Source organism: Micromonospora citrea (assembly GCF_900090315.1).
GTDB lineage: Bacteria > Actinomycetota > Actinomycetes > Mycobacteriales > Micromonosporaceae > Micromonospora > Micromonospora citrea.
In genome coordinates this window covers 156,501-180,655 of the sequence record NZ_FMHZ01000002.1, presented here as the reverse complement: position 1 = coordinate 180,655, position 24,155 = coordinate 156,501, and the positions used below count along the sequence as shown (strand labels likewise).

Sequence of the window (24,155 nt, the reverse complement as noted above, 5' to 3'; positions counted from 1 at the left end):
CGACGGCCGACCACGCCGGGCCGCCGGGTGCGCGTCGCGCTCCCGGCGGCCCCACCGGCATCCCGCGCGCCACCGCGGCCCGCAGCGTACGGACGAGGCGACCGATCAGGGCGCGGCGCGCACGGCCTCCCGCGCCGCGCGGGCGAGCTTCTCGTCGTGCGGCCGGCCCAGTTCCCGCGCCATGTCGATCGCCCGGTCGAGCAACGTCAGCGCCTCGTCGGGGCGACCCGCCGCACGGCACGTCTCGGCGTGGGTGCGCAGGACGTCGAGCTCCAGCTGGGCCTCGGCCAGCGGCTCCAGCAGCTCGAGGGCGCGCCGGTGGTGTGCGAGCGCCTCCTCGTGCGAACCGGTCATCCGCAGCGCGACGCCGATGTGGTTGTGGCACCACGCCTGGTTGTGCCGAAGATCGTCCTGCTCGGACAACCGCAACGCCTCGTGCAGCGCCCGCAGCGACTCCGCCGGATCGTCCGGTGCCAGCGCCACGCCGAGGGTGACCAGCCCGGTGATCCGCGCGGGCCCGTCCGCCAGGGCAAGGGACGCCCGGGCGAGGTCGACGGCCTCGCCGGTCCGCCCGAGGCGGAGGGTCACCCATCCGTCGAAGGCCAGCGCCTGGGACTGCCCGGCACGGCGCCCGAGCGCCTCGAACAGGTCGCGTGCCCGCCGGAAGCACGCCTGTGCCGTCTCCAGGTCACCGAGATCCCGGCGGGCGAGGCCGATGCGCAGCGCCAGCGCGGCCGCGGTCTCGTCGTCCGGCCCCGACCGTTCCGCCGACTCGTAGGCGGCGACGGCCTCGGTGAGGCGCCCGGCGGTGGCACGGGCGTAGCCGAGGTCCGCCAGCAGCGCGGCCCGTCGCTGGTGGTGGCCGAGACGTGCGGCGGCCGCGGCGGCCGCTTCGAGCATGCGTGCCTGGTCGTCGCTGCCCCGGTGCCGGAAGAACCAGACCCGCATCGCCTGCGGCAGTTCGGCCACCACCTCGTCCACGCCGAGCCGCACGGCCGCGTCGAAGCAGGCCACCAGGTTGACGTACTCCAGGTCGAACCAGGCCATGGCCTTCGCCGGATCTCCCGGCGCGGGCTCCGGGCGGTGCGGCGAGGGCAGGGTCCGGTCGTGGGCGACCGCCTGCGCCAGTAGGTGCCCCAGGGCCCGGCGCAGAGCGGCCTCGGCCTGTGGCTCCTCGTCGGCGGCGAGGTCCGCCGCGTACCGCCGGATCAGGTCGTGCATCCGGTACCGCCCGGGCGAGGGCTCCTGCACCAGGTGGGCGTCGACCAGCTCCTCCAGCGCCGCGCCCACCGGGCCGGGCGGCAGGTCGGTGAGCGCGCCCACCATGGACGCGTCGAAGTCGGCACCCGGCAGGACGCCCAGCAGCCGGAACACGCGGCGCTCGATCCCGTCGAGCTGCCGCAGCGACATGCCGAACACCGAGTCGAAGCGGCCGGGGGCGTCGCGCAGCCGCTCGGCCAGCACCGCGACCGTCCAGCCCGGGCGGTGGCGAAGCCGCGCGCCCGCCATCCGCAGCGCCAGCGGGAGACCGCCGCACTGCCGCAGCACCTGGCCGACCGCGTCCTCCTCGCCGGCCGCGAGCCCGGCCGCCCGGCCGAACAGGCGTGCCGCGTCGTCGTCGGTCAGCGGCTCCAGGGACACCGGGGGGATCCCGTCCAGGCTCACCAGTCGGTGTCGGCTGGTGACCAGGACCGCGGACCTCCCGGCGCCGGGGAGCAGCGGGCGCACCTGCTCCGCGTCGGCCGCGTTGTCGAGCACGACGAGCACCCGCCGACGGGACAGCTCCGACCGCCACAGCGCCGCGCGCTCGGTGACGCCGGCGGGCGGGTGCGTCACCTCCAACGCGGCGAGCAGCCGGCCCAGCGCGGCCGGCGGCTCCAGCGGCTCCTGGCCCGGGGTGAAGCCGTGCAGGTCGAGATAGAGCCCGCCGTCGGGGAACGCGGGGGCGAGCCGGTGGGCCACGTGCACGGCCAGGCTGGTCTTGCCCACGCCGGCCATGCCGTCGACCGCGACCGCGCCGGCGCTGCGCAGCAGCTCCTCGACCAGCGCCGCCTCCGCCTCCCGACCGGTGAAGTCGAACAGGTCGGCCGGCAGGTCGTTGCGGCGCGGGGCGGGCGCCGCGCCGGCCCTGGCCGCCTCGGCCCACAGCGCGCGCAGCGACCGGGGGTCGCGTCCCACCGTGCGGCACAGCGCCACGACGGCCTCCCACGGCGGTACGAGCTGACCGGTCAGGTAACGCGACAGCGACGAGCTGCTCAGCTCGGCCCGGCGGGCGAGGGCGCGCAGGCTGAGCCCGCTCAGCTCCTTGATCCGGGCGAGCTGGGTCACCAGTCGCTCGTGGGGGCTGGACACGCGCAACACCGTACCGTCCCGGCCCACCGGGACGGATCGGCGGTGCGTCTGCGCTGCTGGACCGGCTTGTCCGTGTCCCACGGTGTCCCACGGACGGCGCGGGCACCGGCACGCCGATGGTCGGATGGCTCCGGTCAGAAACACCCACGACGAAGGAGCGGCGATGTCGACCGAGCGCATGCCGAACCCGGCGGTACTGGTCCCGGAGGCGATGGCGGCCCTGATGGCGGTCAACAGGGCCGTTGCGGGCGCCGGGGTCGACGGCGGGCTGCTGGCGCTGAGCCACCTGCGGGCCAGCCAGATCAACGGTTGCGGCCCGTGCGTCGCCGGGGGCGTGCACCAGGCCCGCCAGCACGGCGTGAGCGCAGACCAGGTGCACGCCGTCGCCGCCTGGCGGGAGACGCCCTGGTTCAGCGACGAGGAGCGCGCCGCGCTGGCCCTGACCGAGGCCGTGACCCGGCTCGCCGACCGGCCGGACCCGGTGCCGGACCAGGTGTGGGACATGGCCGCCAAGCACTTCGACCAGAAGGAGTTGGCCGCGCTGCTGCTCAACATCGCGCTCACCAACGCCTTCAACCGGCTCAACGTGCCGACCCGCCAGCAGGCCGGCACCTGGTGACCCCGCCGCCGGTCACCGCCGAAGAGACCGACCGGCCCTGAGGACGACCGGCGGAAGTCGGCCCCGAACAGGCTCCACCGACCAGCATCACCCGAAGTCACACGTCAGAAAGGACGTCGCCATGTCGACCACGACGAAGACCACCGACACCACCGGCGAGAAGTACGACGGTTTCACCGACGAGGAGCGCAGCGCGATGAAGGAGCGCGCCAGGGAGTTGAAGAAGAGCGCCCGGCGCGGCGCCAAGGCCGACACGGAGGGCGACGTCCTCGCGAAGATCGCCGAGATGTCGGAGTCCGACCGCGTGATCGCCGAGCGCCTGCACGCGGTGGTGAAGGCCAACGCGCCGGTCCTCACCGCCAAGCTGTGGTACGGGATGCCGGCCTACGCCCGCGACGGCAAGGTGGTCTGTTTCTTCCAGAGCGCCGGGAAGTTCAAGACGCGGTACGCGGTGCTCGGCTTCAGCGACGCGGCGAACCTCGACGACGGCGCGATGTGGCCGACCTACTTCGCGCTGACCGAGCTGAGCGCCGACGTCGAGGCCAGGATCGGCGCCCTGGTGAGGCAGGCGGTGAGCTGAGCGCCGGCGCCGTGCGGCGGAACGTCGGGCGAGCCGTCCCGACCTTCCGCGCGCGGGCCGGCCGTCGGCCACCGTGTCGTCGGCGTCCGGACCGCCCGCGCCGGCCGTCCGCCACCGTGTCGTCGGCGTCCGGACCGCCCGCGCCGGACCTCATTCGGGCAGGACGTGCGCGAGGCGGGCGAGCGCCGACTTGATCTCGGCGACGGTCCGACCTCGATCGTGGCGCTGGTACCGGTACACCTCGGGGGAGAGCGGCGCGAGCAGGGCGTCGGCGAGGGCGTCGTCCTGCCAGCCGGCCTCGCGGATCAGGGACAGGACGAACGTGCGCCAGAAGCCGTAGGCCCCGGCCGCGAAGCGGGCGGCGCCCTGCTCGGCGCCGAGCGCCAACGGCAGGTGCTGCTCGAGCAGATCGACCATGGCGTCGTAGAACGCCTCGAGGCGCCGGCGCGGCGCCCGGCCCGAGGGGCGGCGGGCCGGAGAGCATCCGCTGCTGCATCCGCTGTTCGGGTACGTCAAGCAGGGCGACGGCGACCGCCCTGACGTCCGGATAGCGGCGGTAGAGCGTCGCGCGGCCGACGCCGGCGGCGGTGGCCAGGTCCGTCATGGAGATCTGTGGCCCACGCTCGGCGAAGAGCCGCTCGGCGGCGGCGAGGACGCGCCGCCGGTTCGCCGCGGCGTCGGCCCGTTCCGCGGGGGCCGGGGCCAGCGGGCGTTCGCCGAGCGGTGGCGGGCCACCCTCCCGACGGCAGGTACACCTACCGGGATCTCGCCGCCGACCCCGCTCGTCGGCGAGGCGTGGACCGAGATCTGCGACTACGCGCTGGAGCATGGCGTCGCCGACCCCGGCCGGCTCGCCGAAGGCGTACGCACCTCGGCCCAAGCAGCACCTTCCGCAGCCGGTCGGGCGAGCAGGCGGCGGATCTCGTCGACACTGAAGATCGTCAGCGCCCGTGAAGGCCATCCTGCCGCGCGCCCCGGCGATGCCTCAGTCGCCAAGGACGTACCACCACCGGCGAACACGGTAGGGAATTCCCCGATTCCATCACGTCACCGGCGCTCTACGGTGATCCGGTCCGCCCTCTGCCCGGTCGATGCGCGCCGGCCGGTGTGGTGGTGCCGCCTGAGCATGTCCCGTCGCAGAGGGGGAGCACGTGAGGCCAGGATCAGCAGTCGCGGCGGTATCCGCCGGCACGCGGCGGCCGTCGCGGGTGAGAACGCGGGTACGCGCCGTCGTCGCGGCCTGCTGTCTCGCGGTGCTCGTCGGGTGTTCGCCCGGCCTGGGCACGGCACCGGAGTCCGAGCGGAGCGGGGAGCCGTCACCGGAGTTGGTGGCCCGGTTCGGCCAGGCACCGGCGAAGGATCCCTCGGGCCTGACGTACCAGCCGGACGTGGTCGTGGTGGGGGGTGGCGCCGCCGCCGTCCGGTCGGTCAGCGGCGACGGTCTGGTGTGGACCGTCGACGCCGACGCGCCGGGTCTGGAGCGCCTCGACGTCGGCGAGGTCATGTTCCTGACCTCGCGCGCCGTCGGGCGGGTCGCGGTGAAGCAGAGGAGGGGCGGCCAGGTCGAGGTGACGCTCGTGCCGGTGCAACTGCACGAGGTCATCCGGGACGGCGCGGTCAAGCTCGACGTCCCGATCGACGCGGGCGACGTCGACCTGGGCGGCGTCACCGTGCAGGAGGTCCCCGACCTGCCCGGCACCGTGCGGACGCTCGCCGAGGCGGACCGCGACGTCCGCCCGGCGGCGGCGACGTCGGCCGCCGAACCGGTGCCGGCCCGCGCCGGCGGCGGGCGGACCCGATTCGCGGCGGGCGTCCGGCACGGGCAGCGGCTCCAGGCGGCGCGGCCCGGGGAACTGCCGCCACCGGCCAGGAGCAAGCTCCGGGTGACCGTCGGCAAGTGGCAGCTCGGCACCGCCCTGGACGCGCGGGGACTGACCCTGTCGGCGTTCCACGCCGGCGGCGAGAACTTCAAGTTCGGCGGGGACATCACGCTCAGGTTCACCAGGCTGACCCTGGCCACGGATCTCGCCCTCTCCGGCGGCAGGGCCTCCTACGCGGGTACGAGCATCCGGGGCATCGAGTCGCTGCGGGTGAAGGTGCAGGCCGGCGTGGCCGAGGGCGTGGGCGACAACGCGAAGGTGCGCCTCGAGGTGCCCGTGGACATGGCGCCCAGGCAGGTCGTGGTCGGCGGCGTTCCGATGGTGGTGATCCTCAAGCTGAAGTTCTTCCTGGAGACCGCGCTGACCGGCCGCAACTCCACCCTCACGGCCGAGGGCGAATGGGCGTTGGACGGCCCCGTCGGGGTGGCGGGGAACGAACCGGTGGCGCCCAGGTTCTCCACCACGACCCCGCTGATCGACTCGATCGGCGGGATCGCCATCGGGCCCAGCGGTCTCGTCGTGGGCTCGGAGTTCCGGTTCGTGCTCGGCTTCGGGATACCCGGCGTCGCCGCCGGACCGTACGTCAAGTTGCGCGCCTCCATCGGTGTGACCAACGGCTCGGCGCTCGGAGCTCCGCTGGCCCGCTGCCAGCGTGTCGACCGGGTCATCAAGATCGGAAGCGGCGTGGGCCTGAACCTGGACGGCGAGCTGGCCGAGCTGATCAGCCAACGGATCCCCGGACGGCCGAAGGTCAAGGCCGACCTGGAGACCGAGGTCCTCTTCACGGTCGACAAGAGCTCGCAGGTGCGGCCGGACGTGCCGCTGTGCACCGGCGGGTGACGCCGCGACGGGAGCGGGCACGACCACGGCGACGCCGCGACGGGAGCGGGACGACCACGGCGACGCCGCGACGGGAACGGGCACGACCACGGCGACGCCGCGACGGGAGCGGGCACCCGTTCGGGGTCGTCCGCGCGCCGCGCCCGGCAGGGTCGCCGGGTGGCGCGGCGCGCGGCGTCAGCGGGGAAGTGACCCGGGAGGCCCGGTCGGCCGGCCCATCGTCGCGCCCAGCTCGGCGCGGCTGGAGATCGCCAGTTTCCGGTAGACCCGGGCGAGGTTGGCCTCGACGGTCTTCGGGCTGATGAACAGCGTGCTGGCGATGTCCCGGTTGGTCCGGCCCTGGGCGGCGAGTCGGGCAACGCGCTCCTCGGTGGCGGTCAGCGCGGTGGGGGTGGGCGAACGCCGGCCGGTGCGGTCCAGTTCGGCGTGGGCCTGCTCCGCGAAGGCCACCGCACCCAGGCCGGTGAACTCGGCGGCCGCCGCGTCGAGGGCGTCGCGGGCCTCCCGACGCCGCCGCGACCGGCGGTACGCCCGGCCGGCGACCAGCAGACAGCGGGCCCGCTCCAGCGGCAGCACGTCGCCCGGCACGCTCGCCCGCGCGTCGGCGAGCACCGCGATGGCCGCGGAGGGGTCGTCTCCGACCGCGCACCGCAGCAGGACCTGGCTGCGGGCGAGCCCGAGGGTGGTCCAGGGTCGGGGGAGGCGGGCGTGCCGCTCGGCGAGCCGGGCGAGACCGGCCCGCGCGGCCTCCAGGTCGCCGGCCCCGACGCAGGCCTCGATCCAGTCGGGCTCGAAGCGCTGCGCCAACGGCTCGGCGATGCCCGACCCGTCGAGTTCCGCGACGAGCCTCCCGTATGCCGTCGCCGCCTCGTCCATCCGGCCGGCGGACAGCGCCACGAATCCGGCGAGCTGAAGGTGGAGGCGGCGACTCCAGGCGTCGCCCAGCTCGTCGGCCCGGCGCAGCCCGGCCTCGGCCACCGAGCCGGCCTCGGCGAGTCGTCCCCGAGCGGCGTCCAGCAGGCCGGCCAGCCAGGTCTCGCCCACCAGGCCGGTGCCGAGCTGTTCGCCCAGGTCGCGTGCGGCGGCGACGTGTGTCGCGGCGGCGGCGAGCCGGCCGGCCTGCAACTCCGCCTCGCCCAGGTGGGTGAGGATCTCGTGCTGCCACGGCTCGTCGCCGCGCGCCACGGCCAGGTCGAGCATCCGGTGCAGCCGCCGGCGCGCCCGATGGTGGTCGTCGGTGGCCTTCCACCAGATCGCCGGGATCGAGCCGGCGAGGAACGAGGGTTCCCCGGCCTCCAGCGCCAGCGCCCGGTCGAGCAGGCCGGTGCGGGCCGGGAGGCCGGCGCGTACCTCGTGGAAGAACAGGAGCAACAGCGCGGCGGTCAGCAACGGGCGGTGCTCGTCGGTGTCGTCGAGGTGTGCGATGGCGGCCTCGGCGTGCCGGCGGGCGGGTTCCGGCGCGTCCTGGAACAGGGTCAGGTGCGCGTGGACGCGTCCGGCCAGCGGGCCGTCGGCGGCGGCCGCCGCCCGCTGCCCGACGGCGACCGCCGTCGGGAGGTCGTCGACGCACCAGGCGACCGTGGCGCGCAGCAACAGCGCCTCCGCGTGGGCCGCGCCGGTCGACCGCTCGGCGGCGGTCTCCGCCGCCACGCCGGCCGCCGCGTAGTCGCCGCTGTCGATGCGGCACCGCACCGCGTCCAGGCGGCGGCGGTCCCGGTCCGCGCCGGCCGCTGGCGGTGTGAGGTCCGCGGCGCGGTCGTACCAGTCGGCGGCGACCGCCGGAGCGCCCCGGGCCCGCTGCCGCGCCGCCGCGGCGGCCAGCTCGTCGGCGACCGCGGCGTCCGCTGTCGTGGCGCAGCGGGCGAGCTGGCGGGCGCGTTCGTCGGGGTCGGCGACGGCGTCCGCCAGCAGGCGGTGCAGCCGCCGCCGGACGCCGGGCGGGATGCTCTCGCGCACCGCGGCGGCGTGCAGGGGGTGGGCGAAGCTGATCCGCCGCGTCGAGACCGTGAGCAGACCCGACTCCTCCGCGGGGTCGAGCGCGTCCGCCGGCACGCCGGCGGCCCGCAGGTCGTCCACCGTGGGCACGGTCAGCAGGGCGGCCAGGCGCACGGCGTCGCGGCTGCGGCGGGGCAGTGTCAGCATGGTCTGCGCGAGCAGGTGTCGTGCCGAGGGCGGTGCGGGCAGGTCCGCGTCCGGCGCCGGTGGGCGGGGCAGCCGCAGCACCGCACGAGCGAGCTCGACGGCGAGCAACGGACTACCGCCGGCGTCGCGGGCGATGCGGGCGACCAGCGGGCGACTCGGCGTGCCGCCCAGCCGCGTCCGCACGATGCGGTGCAGGGCCGCAGGGTCCAGGGGCGGCACACCGACGCGGACGACCGGCCGCCCGCCGACGTGGCCGTCCTCCAGCCCGAGCGGAACGTCGGGCGGTCCGGCGTTGTCGGGGCGGATGAGCGGGGCGTCGGGCGGTCCGGCGTCGTGGGAACGGCGGGTGAGCGGGACGTCGGGCGGTCCGGTGCCGTCGGTGCGGCGGGTGAGCGGGACGTCGGGCGGTCCGGTGCCGTCGGTGCGGCGGGTGAGCAGGACGGCGGGCCGACGGCTGAGGCGGCGCAGCGCGAAGCGCAGGGCGCGCTCACTGGGCTGGTCGAGCCACGGCGCGTCGTCCACGGCGAGCAGCACCGGCACGTCGCCGGCCACCGCGGCCTCGATCAGTGAGCGGGTGGCGGCGCCGACGGCCCGTTCGTCGACGATGTCGTCGTGCTCGGCGACCAGCAGCACCACCTCGGCGGCCACCCGCTGGGGCCGGGGCAGGGCCGGCACCTGGTCGGCCAACGGCCGCAGCACGTCGGCGAGCGCCGCGTACGGCACCGCCGTCTCGGCCTCGGTCGGGGCGCTGGTCAGCAGCAGCCAGCCGGCCCGCTCGGCGCGGGCGACGACAGCCCGCCACAGGGCGGTCCGGCCGATCCCGCTTGGCCCCTCCAGGAGCACCGGTGCCCCGTCGACCAACGCCTGCCACACCTGCTCGACGGTCGTGTCGCGGCCGACCAGGGAGCCGTCCATGGCGGGATGATGACACAGCCAGGCCGCCTCGGCGGGGCGCCTGTCCGCACGCCGACACCTGCGTGACGTGCCCGCCGGAGGATCGGGTGACGCCGCCGCGCCGGCCGCGGTGCGGGCGTCGACAGTTGGCTGCCCCCTCGTCACCCGTGGCAGGATCTGGTCGGCCGGGCCCGCGCCGACGGGGATCCGCTGCGGCTACGGCGGCTGCGGGAGACCCTGGCACTGTGGCGCGGCGCCGCCATGCAGGACGTCGGCCTGCCCGACAGCGCGGCGTTCCGGGCGGCGGTCACCCGGCTCGACGGGCTACGGCTGACGACCATTTCGGACCGAACTGTCCATGCGGACAACGATGGGCACCCGGCCTGACACGTGGCTGACACGCCCCTGACACCGCGCCCGCCCAGGTCGCGTCGGCCGACTCACCCTCGGTGCGCGAGGCTCCACAGGTGGATGCGGGTCCCGTCCTCGGAGACCGTGTACCAGGTGCCCGGCCCCGCCGACCGGGGAGGTCCCGCGACGGAGAAGGGGTATTCGATCCGGCCGCGTACCGTCATCGCGCGCGGGTCGACAAGCCAGTGGCGGGGGACGTTCCCGTGGTCCTCGGTGCCGACCACGGCGGCGTCGTCGTACGGGAACGCCGCCTCGAACTCCCACCGGACGCGATCGTCCTCGTCGGAGGAAGGCGGCACGGCCACCTGGCCGTCCAGCCGCCGCAGCTCGGCGCCGTCCTGCGCCCGGTGCAGGTAGAGGGACCACTGCCCCGTGTCGGTGGTCAGGAAGTGCTCCCCGGACGGGCTCGCGCCGAGGAGGATCTCCTCGGCGAAATGCTGGACGGTGAGCGTCGCGCCGTCCCAGTGCCCCCACAGCACCGGCGAGTCCTCCTCGCCCGCGAGGACGGTGAGCCCCATGTAGGCCGGGTCCGGATGCGGCAGGTGGAACGAGCCGGATCCCACGGTCGTCGTCTCGGCGCGGGCCAGCACCCGGCCGTCGGCGGGATCGAGGATCAGCCACTCCTCCTCGGCTCGCGGCCCGACGAGGGTGCGGACGTGGGCCCAGAGGAGTTTGCCGTCCGGTGAGAAGGCCGCCGAGCCGCTGTCGGCGTGGCCGTGGTGGTGGTCGTCGGCGTACTCGGCGAAGGAGGAGTGGGCCCTGGTGCACACGGCCGCCGACCAGCAGGCGTGCCGGAATTCCCACCGCACGGCTCCGGTGGCGTCCACGGCCCGCAGGGCGTGGACGCCGGCGAACACGGCGAGGTCCCCGGTGGGCGACACCGCCGTCGAGCCGTACCGGCGGGGCCAGGGCGCGGGGAAGCGGATCTCCGTACCGTCCCCGTCCAACTCCCGGACGGCCAGCTCGGTGTCTGCGCGCTGCACCAGCAACCGGCGCCCCGGCCAGTGCAGCACCTGCGGCGCGTCCGCCGACGCGGGATCGAGCGGGGCGGCGGCGGTGGCGACGAGACGAGCGGCGAACCCGGCGGAGCCGTCGTGGGGCGCGACGTGTGGCATCGGTGCATGATTTCACACGTTCCGGACCGGCGACGAGACGGCGGACGGGCACAGGTGTCAGAACCGGTCGGCGACGACCCGGGCGAGGCCCTCCAAGGGTGCCCGGTTCTCCTCCGGGTCGTTGAGCCGCACCAGCCGGACCGCCACCCACACCCGGGCCTTCCTGACGAAGAACGCCTCCGCGGTGAGGTGCGCCTCGTCCCCGACCCCGGACAGCGGCCGGACCTCGTGCCCGAGGTCGCGCTCGATGCCGAGGTACTTCTCGGCGCCGTCGCCGACGTACACCTCCACCTGTGCCGTCGGCCCGTCGACCGGGGCGGTGTAGCTGCACGTGTCACGGACGGGCACGGCGTCGTCCAGCGGCGTACCGGCCAGCTTCTCCGCCTCGGCCGCGGTGACCAGGCCGCAGGCGTCCGGGAGCGCGGCGGGTGCCGCGGTCGCGGTCTCCCCCTCGGCCGTCGCGGCCGAAGCCGTGGCGGGCACGGGTGCCGGCGCGGCAGGAGCGTCGTCCGCGGACCGGGCGCATCCGGCGGGCAGCGCGAGCGCGAGCACAGCCAGTGCGAGGGTGGGCAGGCGGCGGACACGCATCTGTTCTCCCCTCGTTCGCGGATCGTGTCGAGCAGCCGCCGCAGCCGCTGCCGCCGCTCGCCGCAGCAGGGCCGCCACGAGCAGCGGCACCAGCGCCAGGCGGCCGAACCACCGGGCAAGATCCGGAAGGGCCGGCGGGCGCCGGCGGGCGTCCGCGGGCGGGGCCGATCGGGTGTGGACCATGCGGTCGACGCTAGGGTGCCTGGTGACATCGGTAATCGGGTGATTCCCTACGTCGTCACGGGCGCGACCAGCGGGCCCGGACCGCAGCTCACCCGGCGGCAGCCGACCCGCGCCCGCTGCGGTCCGTGCCGGGACTCGTCATTCGAGCAGGGGGGACGGGTAGCGCTCCGCGTCCTGGCCCGGCGGGTGGTCGGCACGGTGGCGGGCGAAGGCGTCGACCTTGCCCCAGCGGCCGGGGATGTCCAGGAGCGCGATCCGCTGGAAGCTGCGGGGTAGCGCCGCCTCGACGGCGAGGTGTCCCTCGTGCGGGTCGATGCCGAGCATGGCCCGGATGAGCAGCAGGGACGCCCCGCTTGACCACGCCTGAGGGCTGCCCGCCGTGGGGTAGCGGACCGGATATCGGGTGGTGTGGCGGGCGAACCCGCCGAATGCCTCGGGCAGGCGCCCCTGGAAGTAGGTGGCGGCGTCGATGATGCCCTCCGCGATGCGTCCCGCCTCGCTGGCGAACCCGTAACGGCGCAGGCCCCAGGCGATGAACGAGTTGTCGAAGGGCCACACGGTCCCGTTGTGATAGCCGAGCGGGTTGTAGCGGCGCTGGCCCTCGGCGAGGGTACGCACCCCCCAGCCGGAGAACAGGGCGGGACTCATCAGGTGCTCGACGACCCTGGGGGCGCGGTCCGGCGGGACGATCCCACTCCACAACAGGTGCCCGATGTTGGAGGACAGGGCGTCCACGGGTGTGCCGTCGTAGTCGAGGGCGAGGGCGTAGTAGCCGTGCTCCTCGATCCAGAAGTCCCGGTTGAAGCGAGCCTTCAACGCCGCCGCCTCCTGGTCGAGGCGGTCGGCGTAGGCGGGGTCGTCCCAGAACGTGCGCGCGAGGCGGGCTGCGCGGATCTTGGCGTCGTAGGCGTAACCCTGCACCTCGCAGGTGGCCCGGGGGAAGCCCGGCAGCCTGCCGTCGGCGTAGGAGATGCTGTCCCACGAGTCCTTCCAGCACTGGTTCTCCAGGCCGGTGTCGCGGTTGCGCCGTTCGTACCAGACGTAGCCGGTGGAGGTGAGGTCCGCGTACTGGTCGATCCAGTCCAGGGCCGCCCGGGCCTCCTGTTCGAGCTCCCTGACCAGCGCCGCGTCGCCGGTCCACCGCTCGTACTCGTCGAGCAGCACCACGAACAGCGGCGAGGCGTCCACGCTGCCGTAGTACGGCGAGTGGGGCTGTTCCTCGAAGGCGGACGACTCGCCGTAGCGCAACTCGTGCAGGATGCGCCCCGGGTCCTCGTCCAGGAGGTCGTCGGTGCGAACCCCCTGCAACGCGCCGAGGATCCGCAGTGTCGGCGGGGTCAGCGACGGTGTGACGTGCAGGGTCTGCAGACAGGTCAGCAGGCTGTCGCGGCCGAACAGGGTCATGAACCAGGGCAGCCCCGCCGCGGGTACGGTCACGCCGCCGAGGGACAACGGGGCGAACTGCAGCGCCGCCAGGTCCACGAGGCTGCGGTGGTACACCTGCTGCAACGCGGTGTTGTCGGTGTCCAGCTGCGGGGCCGCCGCGATCCACGAGCGCAGGTTGTCCGGCAGGGTCGACTCGTCCGGGCGCATCGCGCGCACCGCCGCCCGCCAGTCGCGGCCGTCGGGGCGCAGCACCCGCATGATCACCCGCAGATGTGTCGACCACTGCTGGCCGGGGCGCAGCCGGGGACGGAACCGGAGGCCCTGCGGATCGAGGGTGGCCGGTTCGCTCGCCGAGACGGACAACTCCCGCTGGAACGTGCCGCGCTGGTAGCCGAGCCTCAGCTCGTCGGCGTCGACCCGGGTGTAGCAGGTGCCGGCCTTCTCCCGGACGTCGAACTTGATGTCGAAGATGTCAGCGAAGTCGGCCGCCACCTCAAGGCGCACGTCGAGTTCGACGTCCTCGTCGCCGTAGTTGAACACCGTCAGCGACTCGGTCAGGTCCGGGCCGATCCGCCGCCGGCGGATCGCCGACACGTCGGCCTGCACGTAGTCGACCTGCCCACCGGGGACCAGGAAGAACGCCACCTCGTAGTACTGGCTGTCGTCCACCGACAACGCGGTCATCCGCTCGCCGTCGATCGTGAGGATCCACCGGGACAGGAAGCGGGTGTCGGCGGTGAACAGTCCGACCGGGGCGGCCGGCGAGGCGTCCACGTCGCCGCTGGTGTCCGAGACGATGAACGTGTTGCCGTCGATGCACGACACGGTGCCCGGAACGTCCCTCACTCGGTCACCTCTGCGCCCGAGGGCTGCCTGGTCCCGCGCGCGATGGCCGGCGTGTGGAACAGCCGCCCCATCCGCAGCGCCAGCCCAAGATCCCCGTCGACCAGGATCTCACCACGGAGCATCGCCGACAGCCCGTTCATCTCACCCCGGACCATCGCCTCCGCCACCTCGGAGGAAAGCGTGAGCACGGACGTCGCGGCGCCTCCACCAGGCGACACCCGTATCTGGCCGTGATCGATCGTCAGCAGCCACTGCCGTACCTGATCATGGTCGCGGATGTCGAACCGGACGCTGCCCTGCACCTTGCGAAACCGCGGATCCTGCCCGATACGACTCAACTGCTCGAAGAACGCATCCGTCGCCGACATACGCCCCCCAACCCTCTACCGACGTGCGAGCCGCCGCATACCCGCCCAACGCGGGGCTAATCCGTACCGCCCGGACAGGTCGTCGGGCGCCGCGGCCGGCCCGGGTCAGTCGGCCGCTTCGACGTACGACGCCAGGTTGGCCAGCGACGAGGCGATCCCGGCCTGGTGGGCGGCCTGGTCGATGCCGGGTGGCACGTCGGTGGCGGTCACGGTCACCTCGGTGCCCTCGCCGACGGCAGCGAGCTGCCAGGTCATCGTCATGGTGCCCGCGTACGACGCGTCGTCCGCCTCGAACACGGCCCGCTGCACCACGCGCTCCGGCGGCACCAGCGCGGCGAACCTCACGTCGACGACGTCCGTCTCGTCCGACGTCTTGCCCGGGCTGCCGGCCGGGTCGAGGTAGGTGAGGACCATTCGGAAGCCGCCACCGGGCCGGGGATCCCACCGCTCCACACGCCCGCGCATGCCGTCCGGCGGCAGCCACGCCTCGAGCGACTCCCGGTCGAGGAGCGCGCCGTAGACGGTCGCCGGGGGCGCCGCGATGACCCGACTGGCGCGGTCGGTCCTGCCCATGGCCCGATCCTACGGCCCGGTCCCGTCAGGCCGGTCCCGTCAGGCCGGTCCCGTCGGCCGGGGCCGCTCCCGTACCGGACGGCGGAGGAGCGCCGGTGAGCGACCACCATGAGCCGTGACCACTCCTTACTGGACTCGGCCCGAGCCGCCCTACCAGATCGCCATCTTCACGATCACCCGAGCGGGAAGGACCCCGAGGGCTACGCCGAGATGAGCAGTCGGATGGTGGCGCTGGCCGAGACCCAGCCGGGCTACCTGGGCCGGGAGCCGGCGGTCCTGCCGGACGGCGGTGACCTGGTGGTCATCCACTACGCGGACGCCGGGTCGATACGCGCCTGGAAGCGGAACCCCCGAGCATCTGTCGGCACAGCGTCCCGGCCGGGAGAGGTGGCTCGCGCGTTGTCGGGTCGAGGTGGCTCGTGTCGCGCGCCTACGAAATCTCCCCAGGCTCCGGTCCGGACGCGGCGTCATGAGCCCCGGTGATCATCCGGGGCGGCGTCGACGTCTGACGGCTGCCATAGTGCTGCCATGAAGGCAGACCTGCACAGCTACCTGAAGGGCGGCCGCGACGCGCTGCTGTGGAAGCTGGACGGGCTCGGCGAGTACGACATCCGACGCCCGCTCACCCGGACCGGCACCAACCTGCTCGGTCTGGTCAAACACTCGGCGTTCTGCGAGACCCTCTACTTCGGGGTCGTGTTCGGCCGGCCGTTCGAGCCGGAGCTGCCGTACGCCGGCGACGGAGCGGACCCCAACGCCGACATGTGGGCGACCGCGGACGAGACCCGGGAGGAGATCGTCGCCCTGTACCGTCGCGCGATCGCCCACGCCGACAGCACCATCGAAGCCCTCGCGCTGGACGAGGTCGGCCGCGTGCCCTGGTGGGGCGATGCGGCGGTGACGCTGCACCGCGTCATGATCCACGTCATCGCGGAAACCCAACGGCACGCCGGCCACGCCGACATCGTGCGCGAACTCGTCGACGGCGCGGCCGGGCTGCTGCCCGGCAACGACAACCTGCCCGCCGGCGACGAGTCATGGTGGCTGGACCACCGCCGGCGAGTGGAGCAGGCCGCCCTCGACGCCAGCGGACGCGGCAACGAGCACGTCGTCGACGATCGGCCACTTCGAGATCGGAGGGACGTACCCTGAAAGTGCTGTGCGCTCGAATTTGAGCGGCCGGCACGCCCCCGGTGAGCGGGCGATGAGCCTACCGGCAAGGCCCTGACGGAGGTCGAGCCCCGGGTGGTCCAGCCGGAGTTCCGCCGCTTCGGCGTCGCTCTCCAGACCGAGGGCACCGAATTCCTCGACCAGCCCGGACGACACCGCGAGACAGTCAGCGTCGCCGCGCTCCGCCGGCCGCCACACCTGTCCATTCATCGCGATCATGTTGCGCCCGGCTGCCTGGCGTCGTCTGCGGTCGATGGGCGGCCTACCGAACGTTCGGGCCCTACCGCCGTCGATGGCGAGTCTAGGATCGATCCATGCCTGAGTTTCGCGACTACCAGTCGGGCCTGAGGTTCCTGCCGACGTTGGTCTTCTCACCCGACAGCGCGAGGATCGCCTACGTCGACGACAGCAGCGGCCAGTTCAACCTCATCACCCAGGGCATCACTGGCGGCGACAGTCAGCGGCTGACCGACTACACCGACTCGGCGATCCGGCGAGTGGCATGGCATCCCGGAGGTGAGTGGCTGCTCTTCCTCGCCGATGACCAGGGCAACGAGAACGCCCAGCTCCGTCGGATCAGCGTTAGCGGCGGGACCGCCGAGGCGCTGACCGACAACTCCAAGGTGCAGTTCGCGGCCGCCATCGGCGACCCCTTCTCCCCCGACGGCAGGTACATCGCCTACTGCGGAAACGACCGGACCCCGGCGGATCAGGACGTCCTGTTGCGGGATGTCGCTACCGGTGACGTGCGCCGGCTGTTCACCGGAGGTGGCCGGGTCTACCCGGGGCACTGGGCGCCGGACGGGAGCAGGTTGACCGCCACTGAGTGGCGGACCAGCAACACCGACCACATCGTGTACGTGGTCCCCCTCGACGGTGAGCCGGTGCTCCTGACTCCGCGCGACGGCGAGGCCGCGTACGAGCTTGGGCCGTGGCTGCCGGACGGCAGCGGCTTCCTGGTGATGAGCAACGCCGGCCGCCAGTTCGTTGGCCTGGCCACGATGGATGCGAAGACCGGTGAGCTGACGTGGCTGGACACCCCTGACTGGGACGTCACGGAGGTCGCTCTCTCAGCCGATGGGCGCACCCTGGTCTGGAGCGTCAACGTCGACGGCTATTCCATTCTCCGCGGCCGGGACCTCTCCACGGGCACCGACATGGACATGCCCCAGTTGCCCCGTGGTGCCGCGACCGGCCTGACGATCTCTCCTGACGGCCGGTCAGTCGTCCTGCGCGTGTCCACCGCCACCCGCCCGTGGAACATTCTGATGATCGACCTGGAGACGGGCGAGAACCGGTGGCTGACCGATGCCAAGCCGGTCGCGGCCGACGCCGCCCAGTTCGTCGATGCCACGCTGGTGCGCTACCCGGCGCGCGACGGGCTGCAGATCCCGGGGTTCCTCTACCGTCCCGCCCGCAGTGAGCCGGTGGGCGTGCTCATCTCCATCCACGGCGGCCCGGCCTGGCAGGAGCTGCCCGTCTACATGTACGACGGCTTTTATCAGTACCTGGTGTCCCGGGGCGTCGCGGTGTTCGCCCCGAACGTGCGGGGATCGCTCGGGTACGGCCGGGCGTACGCCGACCTCGTGAACCGGGATTGGGGTGGCGGCGACCTGAACGACTTCGCCGAGGCGGTGGCCTTCCTACGCTCCCAGGACTGGGTGGACTCCACCCGGATCGGCGTGATGGGCGCCTCTTACGGGGGCTTCTCCGTCCTGTCCTGCCTGAGCCGCCTCTCGGACCTCAACTGGGCGGCCGGGGTCGACCTGTACGGGCCGAGCAACCTCGTCACCCTGGCGAAGGCGTCACCCCCCACCTGGCGCAGTGTGGTGGCGATTGTTATCGGTGACCCGGACGCCGACGCCGAGCAGCTGCTGGCGCGCTCTCCGGTGACTCACGCCGACAAGATCCGCGCACCGTTGATGGTGATTCAGGGCGCCAACGACCCGAGGGTGCCGAAGAGCGAGAGCGACCAGATCGTGACTCGACTGCGCGATCGCGGGGTGGAGGTGCGGTACGAGGTGTTCCTGGATGAGGGGCACGGCTTCACGCGGCGGGAGAACCAGGAGAGGGCCTTCGCCAACGCCGGCGAGTTCCTCCTCGAGCACCTCACGCCCTGAGCACGCGCTAGCCTAGGCCAGGCCGGAGAGATACTCCCCGCGTCGCCGCGGCTCGAACTTCTCGATCGCGTACCGGAGCATGACCCGCGGCATGACTCGGTAGCGTCCGGCCAGGAACGCCTCCTCCGCCGCCCTGTCGCGGTTGCCGACCTCACGCAGCATCCAGCCCACCGCCTTCTGCACGAGGTCGTGCGGATCGTGCAGGAGTCGGTCGCTGAGGCGGAAGGTCCAGTCGAAGTCACCGGCCCTGATGAATGCGAAAGTCGCCATGACGGCGATGCGCCGGTCCCACACCAGGCTCGACCCGGCCAGCCGGTCCAGGACGCCGCGGTCCTTGTCGGCGAGCCAGGGGCCCACGATGTACGGCGCGGACGAGTCCACCAGATCCCAGTTGTCGATGCGGTCGGTGTGGGCCATGACGACGTCGAAGACCCGCCCCCGTTGCTCCTCGTCTCCCTTGGCGAACTTGCGCACCAGGATGAACAGCGCCGTCAGCCGCTCCTCGTGCACGTCGCTGGTCAGCAGCTTCGCCGTCCCGGCCAGGGACAGGTCGCGCCAGTACCGGGCGGCCACCCGGCGCTGTTCCGGCACCGGGACACCGATGGCCGTGTCGCCCTCGCCGTATCCGCCCGGCACCATCTGCAGGAACCGGCTCGTCGCCGCCGCCCGTCGTGGATCGGCCAGGCCGGCGAGTTCGCGACGGACGTCGGTGGTCGTGGCCATGACTGTGCAACCTACCGCGCCCGCCGACCTCCACCGCGCCGCGTCGCGCCGAGAGCCGCCGACCGCCGCCGACCGCCGCCCGGCCGTCACCGGCGACGCGGCGTCACCAGCCCCGACTCGTACGCCCAGACGACCAGCTGGGCGCGGTCGCGGCAGTGCAGCTTCATCATCGCCCGGTTGACGTGTGTCTTGGCGGTCAACGGACTGATCACCATGCGCTCGGCGATCTCGTCGTTGCTCAGCCCCCGGGCGACGAGATCGACGACCTCCTGCTCCCGGGCGGTCAGGACGTCGCGCCCCGCCGCCGGGTCGGCCGGCGGCGGGCCGGCGACGAACTCGCTGATGAGCGTACGCGTGACCGCCGGGGCGAGCAGCGCGTCCCCGCGAGCCACGACGTCGATGGCCCGCAGCAGGTCGGCCGGGTCGGCATCCTTGAGGAGGAACCCACTGGCGCCCGCGCGGAGTGCGGCGAAGACGTAGGAGTCGAGCCCGTAGTTGGTCAGCATGAGGACACGGACGGCGCCGAGGTCGGGAGCGGCCGCGATGCGCCGGGTGGCCTCGATACCGTCGAGGCCGGGCATCTGCACGTCCATCAGCACGACGTCGGGCCGCAGGCGTCGCGACAGCTCGACGGCCGAGGCGCCGTCGGCGGCCTCGCCGACGACCTCCAGGTCGTCCTCGGCGTCGAGCAACGCCCGGAACCCGGCCCGCATCAGCGCCTGGTCGTCGGCGAGCAGGACACGGATCATGCCGCCTCCTCCCTCCGGTCGGAGCCGTCACGATCCGTGGCGGGCCGAGCTGGCCGGACCTCGCGCGGGCGCTCGGTCATGCCGGGCCGTCCAGCGGGAACGTGGCCCGCACCGCGAACCCGCCGCCGTCGCGGGCGGCGGCCCGCAGCGTCCCGCCCAGCCCGGTGACCCGTTCCCGCATGCCGCGCAGGCCCACCCCCGGCGTCACCGGCCGGGCCGGCGAGGCCCGCCCGTCGTCGTCGACCGAGACGGTCAGCCGCGCCGGGGCGTACGCGATGTGGACCTGGGCGGTCGCGGGGCCGGCGTGCCGGGCCACGTTGGTCAGCGCCTCCTGGACCACGCGATAGCCGGCCTGGTCGACCTCGGCGGGCAGGTCCCGGGGCTGGCCGGTGACGCTCACCCGCACCGGTACGCCGGCCGCCCGGGTCCGCTCGGCCAGCTCGTCCACCCGGGCCAGTCCGACGCGGTCCACGTCGTCGGGTGCGCGCAGGACGTCCAGCGTCGCCCGAAGCTCCCGCATCGCGGCGGCACTGGCCTCCTGGATCGCCAGCAGCGCCGCCGACGGCTCCTCGTTGTGCTTGCGGGCCAGGTGCACGGCGATCCCGGCCTGCACCTTGATGACGGAGATGCTGTGGGTCAGTGAGTCGTGCAGGTCCCGGGCGATGCGCAGGCGCTCCTCCCCGGCGCGGCGCAACGCCATCTCCTCGCGGGTGCGTTCGGCCTCGAGCGCCCGCTGCTCGACCTGTTCGAGGTATGCCCGGCGTTGCCGCGCGACGAGCCCGGCGACGTTGGCCGCGAAGAACCAGCCCAGCAGCAGCGCGGTCCGCTCGGCGATCTGCTGGGTCGGTCGGTCGGCCGGCGCCACCGAGACGTCACGGGCCAGGAAGCCGCCGAGGAAGACGACGCTGGCGAGAGCGGCGGCGGCCCGGTGCCCACGCCAGGCGGCCAGGTAGACCGTGCCGAGGACGGGGAACGCGGCGGACACCCCGGCGTGCACCCGGACGTGGAGGGCCAGCATGGCGGCGGTCGCCACGCCCAACGCCACCACCGGGTGGCGCCGGCACGCCGCCAGGGCCGCCGCCATGACCAGAAACAGGACGACGTCCGTCGCCCGCACCGGCGCGGCGTCCGGCGCGAGCGCGGCGTTGCCGAGCAGGAGCCCGCCGAGGGCGAGACCGCTGAGGACGTACGGCAGATCGCGGCGCATGATCGAACTGTAGGGCGGCCGACGTCGCGGAGCATCCCCCCACCGCGGTAGACGAGGCGTACCGCGGACGCGGTATCGGCGGGCGGGCAAGTGTCTGCGGTGGCACGACGTCTTCCCGGCCCGCCGCGACAAGCATCGAACCCATGACATACCGCTTCTTCACTCCCGTGGCCGTCAGGGCCGCGACCGGTCGCACCGCCGAGGTCTACCGGCAGCTGCGGGACGACTTTCTCGGGCCGGTGCCCACCTTCCAGGCGCTCGCGGTCGTGCCGGAGGTGCAGGCCGCGACGTGGGCGCTGATGCGCGAGGCCCTGCTCGCCGGGGACGCGTCCCGGGTCGACCGCGAGCTCGTCGCCGCGGCGGTGTCCCGCGCCAACCGCTGCCGGTTCTGCGTCGACGCCCACGTCCTGCTGCTGCACGCCCTCGGCGAGCCCGAGTTGGCCGAGGTGATGGCCCGGGGCGGGACGCCACCGGGGCCGAGGCAGGTGGAGCTGGTGGCCTGGGCCGAGGCCAGCCGGAGCCCCCGGGCCGCCGGCTGGACCAGCACGTACCGCCCCGAGATCACCGGTACCCTGCTCGCCTTCCAGTTCATCAACCGGATCGTCTCGGCGCTGCTCGAACCCGATCTGCTGCCCGGCGGCCTGCAACGCGCCCCGCTGGTGCGCTCGGTCGGGGGCCGGCTCTACGCCAGGGCGGCGCGGGAGCCGAAGGAGCCCGGCAGCAGCCTGTCGCTGCTCGACGCCGGTGCGACGGCACCGCCGGCCTGGGCGGGGGCCAGCCCCGTCGGCGTCGCGTACGCGTCGCTGAGGGACGCCGCCACGCGGGGCGGAGACCTCCTCGGCGACGTGGCCCGCCAGACCGTCAGGGCGACCGTGCGGTGGGAGGACGGGCGGCACCCGGCCAGGCCCGCGGACTGGGCCGTCGACCTGGTCCGGGACGTGCCCGGCGCGGACCGTGTCGGCACCCGGATCGCCCTGCTGGCGGCGTTCGCGCCCAGCGCGATCAGCCCGGGCGACGTCGCCCTCTGGCGGATGTCCCATCCGGACGACGCCGACCTCGTGCGGCTGGTCGCGTTCGGCGCCGTCGCCGCCACCGACCACGTCGCCGAGGCCCTGTCCCCGGCTCACCACCAGGAGGTCACCGATGCGTAGGCTCTTCGTCGTCGTCAGCGCCGTGACGCTCGCCGCGTTCGCCCTGCAGTTCGTCTTCGCCGCCGTAGGCGCGTTCACGAAACCCGGCGGCGACGGCGCGTACGCGCTGCACAGCGTCACCGGGATGGCCGTCATCCCCGTGCTCACCCTGCTCACCATCCTCTCCGCCGCGCTGGCGAAGGCGCCGGGCCGGGTCGTCGGACTCGCGGTCCTGCCGCTCGGCCTCGTCGTCCTCCAGGCGCTCATCGCCGGTCTCGCGAACGGGGCCACCGACGTCGCGGGCGCCAGCACCCCGTTCGGCCTGACCATCGCCGGGCTGCACGCCCTCAACGGCATCATCGCGGTGCACGTCGTCGTCAGCGTCCACCAGGCAGCGCGAAGGCTGGCCGACCCGGCGCCGGCCGACACCACCCCGGTGGCCGTCCGGGCAGGGGAGCCGGCATGACCACCGGCTCGCTGCTCGCGGCCGACCTGGTGATCGCGGTCCTCGCGACCGCCGGGTGGCTGGGCGGCGGCGCCGCGTCGGCCGCCCGACGCCGGCCGCTCGCACTGGGACTGGCCGCCCTCGCGCTGCTCGCCACGCTCGCCCGGGCGATCACGATCACCGCGCTCGCCCGCGCCGGCTGGTGGTTCGCGGCGGAGAAGATCCTCATCGCCGCCCCACTGTCCCTCGCGGCGGTGGTCGTCGCCGGGCCGCGGCTGCTGCGGGCCCGGGGCGACATCCGCTCCGTCGCGGTCCCGCTTCTCTTCGCCGGGTACGCCACCGGCGGCGGCCTGCTCGTGACGGTCCTGCACGGCTATCCGGCGTCGGCGGGAGCCGGGCTGCTGGCGGTCGCCGGGGTCGTCGCGGCGACCGCGGTCACCTGGCGCCTCCTCGGCGCGCGCCCGTCGCCGACGGTGTCCCGGGCGGCCGTCGCGGTGGCGGTCGGGGCGCTGGTGACCGGGACCGGGCTGGCCGTCGCTCCGGCCCCCGCTCCGGCCGTACCCCATGATCACCAGTATCAGGACGCGCAGCCCGCCGGGGAACCGACCAGGCGGTTCACCCTGACGGCCGGGACCGCCACGGTGAGCGTGGGCGGCCGGGACGTGGGAGCGTGGGCGTTCAACGGGCAGGTCCCCGGGCCGGAGCTGACCGCCACCGTCGGCGACGTGTTGGAGGTGACGCTGCGCAACCGGGACATCGCGCGGGGGGTCACGCTGCACTGGCACGGGTACGACGTGCCGAACAGCCAGGACGGGGTGCCCGGCGTGACGCAGGACGCGGTGCTGCCCGGGCAGGAGTTCGTCTACCGGTTCCGCGCCGACCAGGTCGGGACGTACTGGTACCACACGCACGCGGTGTCCGACATCGGTGTGCGCAAAGGGCTCTACGGCGTCCTGGTGGTGCGTCCGGCGCCGGCGACGGGCGTCGACGTCACCGTGGCGGTGCACACCCTGTCCGGCCTGCCGCTGCCCGCGCCGAGAACGGAGCCGGTCGGGGCGGGGACGCCGGTGCGGCTGCGGTTGATCAACACCGACAGCACGACCCACCGGTACGCCCTGGCGGGGACCCCGTTCCGGGTCGCCGCGATCGACGGATACGACCTGCGGGGCCCGACGCCACTGGTGGACACCGCGGTGATGATCCCGGCCGGAGGACGCTACGACCTGGTGTTCACCGCGCCCGCCACGCCGGTGGCGCTGTTCGTCGACGGACGCCAGGTCCACTCGACCGGACCGGTGTCGGCGGCGACCGGCGCGTGGCCGGTGCTGGACCCGCTCGGCTACGGCGCCGCCGCGACGGCCCCGTGGGCCCGCTACGACCGGAAGTTCACCCTCGTCCTCGATCGCGGTCTCGACCTGCGCGGGCTGCTCCCGCGGTACGCCCACACCGTCAACGGCGCGGCCGACCCCGACATCCCGTCCCAGGTCGTGCGCCTCGGCGACGTCGTCAAGTTCACCATCGTGAACCGGTCCCCGGTCGTGCACCCGTGGCACCTGCACGGGCACCACGTCCTGGTGCTGACCCGCGACGGCAGACCGGCGACCGGGAGCCCCCTGTGGCTGGACTCCTTCGACGTGCGCCCCGGCGAGGTCTGGAAGGTGGCGTTTCTGGCCGACAACCCCGGAATGTGGGCCAACCACTGCCACAACCTGGCGCACGCCGACGCCGGGATGACGCTGCACCTGATGTACTCGTGACCGGACGGGCGGCGCGGCGCCGATGCCCGGCGTCGCGCCACCGCCACGTGTCGGCCCCGAGCGGCGCGGCCGGACCG

General features: G+C 74.0%; 20 protein-coding genes. 9 read left to right on the top strand and 11 right to left on the bottom strand.

The window, feature by feature from the left end; genetic code table 11:
- Positions 1-105: 105 nt before the first annotated feature.
- Positions 106-2,352 (bottom strand): ATP-binding protein, encoded by a 2,247-nt coding sequence (locus tag GA0070606_RS01160; protein ID WP_245724521.1) that lies wholly within the window; start codon positions 2,350-2,352, stop codon positions 106-108.
- 163 nt (positions 2,353-2,515) lie between these two features.
- Here GA0070606_RS01160 and GA0070606_RS01155 point away from each other — a divergent pair, with 163 nt between their 5' ends.
- On the top strand, positions 2,516-2,971 hold the full coding sequence (locus tag GA0070606_RS01155; protein ID WP_091094641.1) for a carboxymuconolactone decarboxylase family protein: 456 nt from the start codon (positions 2,516-2,518) through the stop codon (positions 2,969-2,971).
- A 121-nt stretch (positions 2,972-3,092) separates the two neighbouring features.
- Positions 3,093-3,551 (top strand): iron chaperone, encoded by a 459-nt coding sequence (locus GA0070606_RS01150; RefSeq protein ID WP_091094640.1) that lies wholly within the window; start codon positions 3,093-3,095, stop codon positions 3,549-3,551.
- Positions 3,552-3,701: 150 nt separating this feature from the next.
- Here GA0070606_RS01150 and GA0070606_RS33065 read toward each other — a convergent pair whose 3' ends face one another.
- Complete coding sequence (locus GA0070606_RS33065) at positions 3,702-3,968, bottom strand: hypothetical protein (RefSeq protein ID WP_245724520.1); 267 nt, start codon at positions 3,966-3,968, stop codon at positions 3,702-3,704.
- Positions 3,969-4,759: 791 nt separating this feature from the next.
- Between GA0070606_RS33065 and GA0070606_RS01140 the strand changes: the two genes are divergently transcribed.
- Positions 4,760-6,271, top strand: a complete 1,512-nt coding sequence (locus GA0070606_RS01140) for a hypothetical protein (protein WP_141721493.1) — start codon at positions 4,760-4,762, stop codon at positions 6,269-6,271.
- A gap of 177 nt (positions 6,272-6,448) precedes the next feature.
- On the opposite strand, the gene GA0070606_RS01135 is transcribed toward GA0070606_RS01140, so the two are convergent.
- Positions 6,449-9,328, bottom strand: a complete 2,880-nt coding sequence (locus GA0070606_RS01135; RefSeq protein ID WP_091094638.1) for an AAA family ATPase — start codon at positions 9,326-9,328, stop codon at positions 6,449-6,451.
- A 129-nt stretch (positions 9,329-9,457) separates the two neighbouring features.
- Here GA0070606_RS01135 and GA0070606_RS33055 point away from each other — a divergent pair, with 129 nt between their 5' ends.
- The gene (locus GA0070606_RS33055) at positions 9,458-9,694 is read left to right on the top strand and encodes a BTAD domain-containing putative transcriptional regulator (protein ID WP_141721913.1); all 237 of its coding nucleotides are present in this window, start codon (positions 9,458-9,460) and stop codon (positions 9,692-9,694) included.
- A gap of 53 nt (positions 9,695-9,747) precedes the next feature.
- Here the strand turns inward: GA0070606_RS33055 and GA0070606_RS01125 are convergent, their stop codons facing one another.
- The 5 genes from GA0070606_RS01125 to GA0070606_RS01105 all read right to left on the bottom strand — a co-directional run bounded on the left by GA0070606_RS01125 (position 9,748) and on the right by GA0070606_RS01105 (position 14,777).
- Positions 9,748-10,833 (bottom strand): hypothetical protein, encoded by a 1,086-nt coding sequence (locus GA0070606_RS01125; protein WP_091094637.1) that lies wholly within the window; start codon positions 10,831-10,833, stop codon positions 9,748-9,750.
- Positions 10,834-10,890: 57 nt separating this feature from the next.
- Positions 10,891-11,421: a hypothetical protein gene (locus tag GA0070606_RS01120; protein ID WP_091094636.1), complete on the bottom strand. Its 531-nt coding sequence runs from the start codon at positions 11,419-11,421 to the stop codon at positions 10,891-10,893.
- Positions 11,422-11,742: 321 nt separating this feature from the next.
- Positions 11,743-13,836 carry an amylo-alpha-1,6-glucosidase gene (locus GA0070606_RS01115; RefSeq protein ID WP_091094635.1) on the bottom strand — a complete coding sequence of 698 codons (2,094 nt, stop codon included), beginning with the start codon at positions 13,834-13,836 and terminating at the stop codon, positions 11,743-11,745.
- A complete protein-coding gene (locus tag GA0070606_RS01110; RefSeq protein ID WP_091094634.1) occupies positions 13,833-14,204 on the bottom strand; it encodes an SCP2 sterol-binding domain-containing protein in 372 nt (123 codons plus the stop codon). The genes GA0070606_RS01115 and GA0070606_RS01110 overlap by 4 nt, the downstream gene beginning before the upstream one ends.
- Before the next feature lie 105 nt (positions 14,205-14,309).
- Entirely contained in the window at positions 14,310-14,777 is a 468-nt protein-coding gene (locus tag GA0070606_RS01105) for an SRPBCC family protein (protein WP_091094633.1), read from the bottom strand.
- A 528-nt stretch (positions 14,778-15,305) separates the two neighbouring features.
- On the opposite strand from GA0070606_RS01105, the gene GA0070606_RS01095 reads away from it, so the two are divergent.
- A complete protein-coding gene (locus GA0070606_RS01095) occupies positions 15,306-15,929 on the top strand; it encodes a DinB family protein (RefSeq protein ID WP_091094632.1) in 624 nt (207 codons plus the stop codon).
- A gap of 332 nt (positions 15,930-16,261) precedes the next feature.
- A complete protein-coding gene (locus tag GA0070606_RS01090; protein ID WP_091094631.1) occupies positions 16,262-18,067 on the top strand; it encodes a S9 family peptidase in 1,806 nt (601 codons plus the stop codon).
- Between the two features lie 12 nt (positions 18,068-18,079).
- On the opposite strand, the gene GA0070606_RS01085 is transcribed toward GA0070606_RS01090, so the two are convergent.
- The 3 genes from GA0070606_RS01085 to GA0070606_RS01075 all read right to left on the bottom strand — a co-directional run bounded on the left by GA0070606_RS01085 (position 18,080) and on the right by GA0070606_RS01075 (position 20,746).
- Positions 18,080-18,790 (bottom strand): DNA alkylation repair protein, encoded by a 711-nt coding sequence (locus GA0070606_RS01085; protein WP_091094630.1) that lies wholly within the window; start codon positions 18,788-18,790, stop codon positions 18,080-18,082.
- An 86-nt stretch (positions 18,791-18,876) separates the two neighbouring features.
- Entirely contained in the window at positions 18,877-19,539 is a 663-nt protein-coding gene (locus GA0070606_RS01080) for a response regulator (protein WP_091094629.1), read from the bottom strand.
- 76 nt (positions 19,540-19,615) lie between these two features.
- On the bottom strand, positions 19,616-20,746 hold the full coding sequence (locus GA0070606_RS01075) for a sensor histidine kinase (RefSeq protein WP_091094628.1): 1,131 nt from the start codon (positions 20,744-20,746) through the stop codon (positions 19,616-19,618).
- A 143-nt stretch (positions 20,747-20,889) separates the two neighbouring features.
- Here GA0070606_RS01075 and GA0070606_RS01070 point away from each other — a divergent pair, with 143 nt between their 5' ends.
- Genes GA0070606_RS01070 through GA0070606_RS01060 form a run of 3 tightly spaced genes read left to right on the top strand, consistent with a single transcriptional unit; the run spans position 20,890 to position 24,078 of the window.
- Positions 20,890-21,897 carry a carboxymuconolactone decarboxylase family protein gene (locus tag GA0070606_RS01070; RefSeq protein ID WP_091094627.1) on the top strand — a complete coding sequence of 336 codons (1,008 nt, stop codon included), beginning with the start codon at positions 20,890-20,892 and terminating at the stop codon, positions 21,895-21,897.
- The gene (locus GA0070606_RS01065) at positions 21,890-22,342 is read left to right on the top strand and encodes a DUF6220 domain-containing protein (RefSeq protein ID WP_091094626.1); all 453 of its coding nucleotides are present in this window, start codon (positions 21,890-21,892) and stop codon (positions 22,340-22,342) included. Before GA0070606_RS01070 ends, GA0070606_RS01065 begins: the two co-directional genes overlap by 8 nt.
- Positions 22,339-24,078: a multicopper oxidase family protein gene (locus GA0070606_RS01060; protein ID WP_091094625.1), complete on the top strand. Its 1,740-nt coding sequence runs from the start codon at positions 22,339-22,341 to the stop codon at positions 24,076-24,078. The genes GA0070606_RS01065 and GA0070606_RS01060 overlap by 4 nt, the downstream gene beginning before the upstream one ends.
- Positions 24,079-24,155: the final 77 nt, after the last annotated feature.

Coding starts and splice junctions, on each gene's coding strand:
- GA0070606_RS01090 (WP_091094631.1), top strand. CDS start 16,262: ATGCCTGAGTTTCGCGACTACCAGTCGGGCCTGAGGTTCCTGCCGACG.
- GA0070606_RS01120 (WP_091094636.1), bottom strand. CDS start 11,421: ATGCGTGTCCGCCGCCTGCCCACCCTCGCACTGGCTGTGCTCGCGCTC.
- GA0070606_RS01065 (WP_091094626.1), top strand. CDS start 21,890: ATGCGTAGGCTCTTCGTCGTCGTCAGCGCCGTGACGCTCGCCGCGTTC.
- GA0070606_RS01135 (WP_091094638.1), bottom strand. CDS start 9,328: ATGGACGGCTCCCTGGTCGGCCGCGACACGACCGTCGAGCAGGTGTGG.
- GA0070606_RS01070 (WP_091094627.1), top strand. CDS start 20,890: ATGACATACCGCTTCTTCACTCCCGTGGCCGTCAGGGCCGCGACCGGT.
- GA0070606_RS01105 (WP_091094633.1), bottom strand. CDS start 14,777: ATGGGCAGGACCGACCGCGCCAGTCGGGTCATCGCGGCGCCCCCGGCG.
- GA0070606_RS01060 (WP_091094625.1), top strand. CDS start 22,339: ATGACCACCGGCTCGCTGCTCGCGGCCGACCTGGTGATCGCGGTCCTC.
- GA0070606_RS01150 (WP_091094640.1), top strand. CDS start 3,093: ATGTCGACCACGACGAAGACCACCGACACCACCGGCGAGAAGTACGAC.
- GA0070606_RS33065 (WP_245724520.1), bottom strand. CDS start 3,968: ATGGTCGATCTGCTCGAGCAGCACCTGCCGTTGGCGCTCGGCGCCGAG.
- GA0070606_RS01110 (WP_091094634.1), bottom strand. CDS start 14,204: ATGTCGGCGACGGATGCGTTCTTCGAGCAGTTGAGTCGTATCGGGCAG.
- GA0070606_RS01080 (WP_091094629.1), bottom strand. CDS start 19,539: ATGATCCGTGTCCTGCTCGCCGACGACCAGGCGCTGATGCGGGCCGGG.
- GA0070606_RS01095 (WP_091094632.1), top strand. CDS start 15,306: ATGAAGGCAGACCTGCACAGCTACCTGAAGGGCGGCCGCGACGCGCTG.
- GA0070606_RS01155 (WP_091094641.1), top strand. CDS start 2,516: ATGTCGACCGAGCGCATGCCGAACCCGGCGGTACTGGTCCCGGAGGCG.
- GA0070606_RS01085 (WP_091094630.1), bottom strand. CDS start 18,790: ATGGCCACGACCACCGACGTCCGTCGCGAACTCGCCGGCCTGGCCGAT.
- GA0070606_RS01125 (WP_091094637.1), bottom strand. CDS start 10,833: ATGCCACACGTCGCGCCCCACGACGGCTCCGCCGGGTTCGCCGCTCGT.
- GA0070606_RS01075 (WP_091094628.1), bottom strand. CDS start 20,746: ATGCGCCGCGATCTGCCGTACGTCCTCAGCGGTCTCGCCCTCGGCGGG.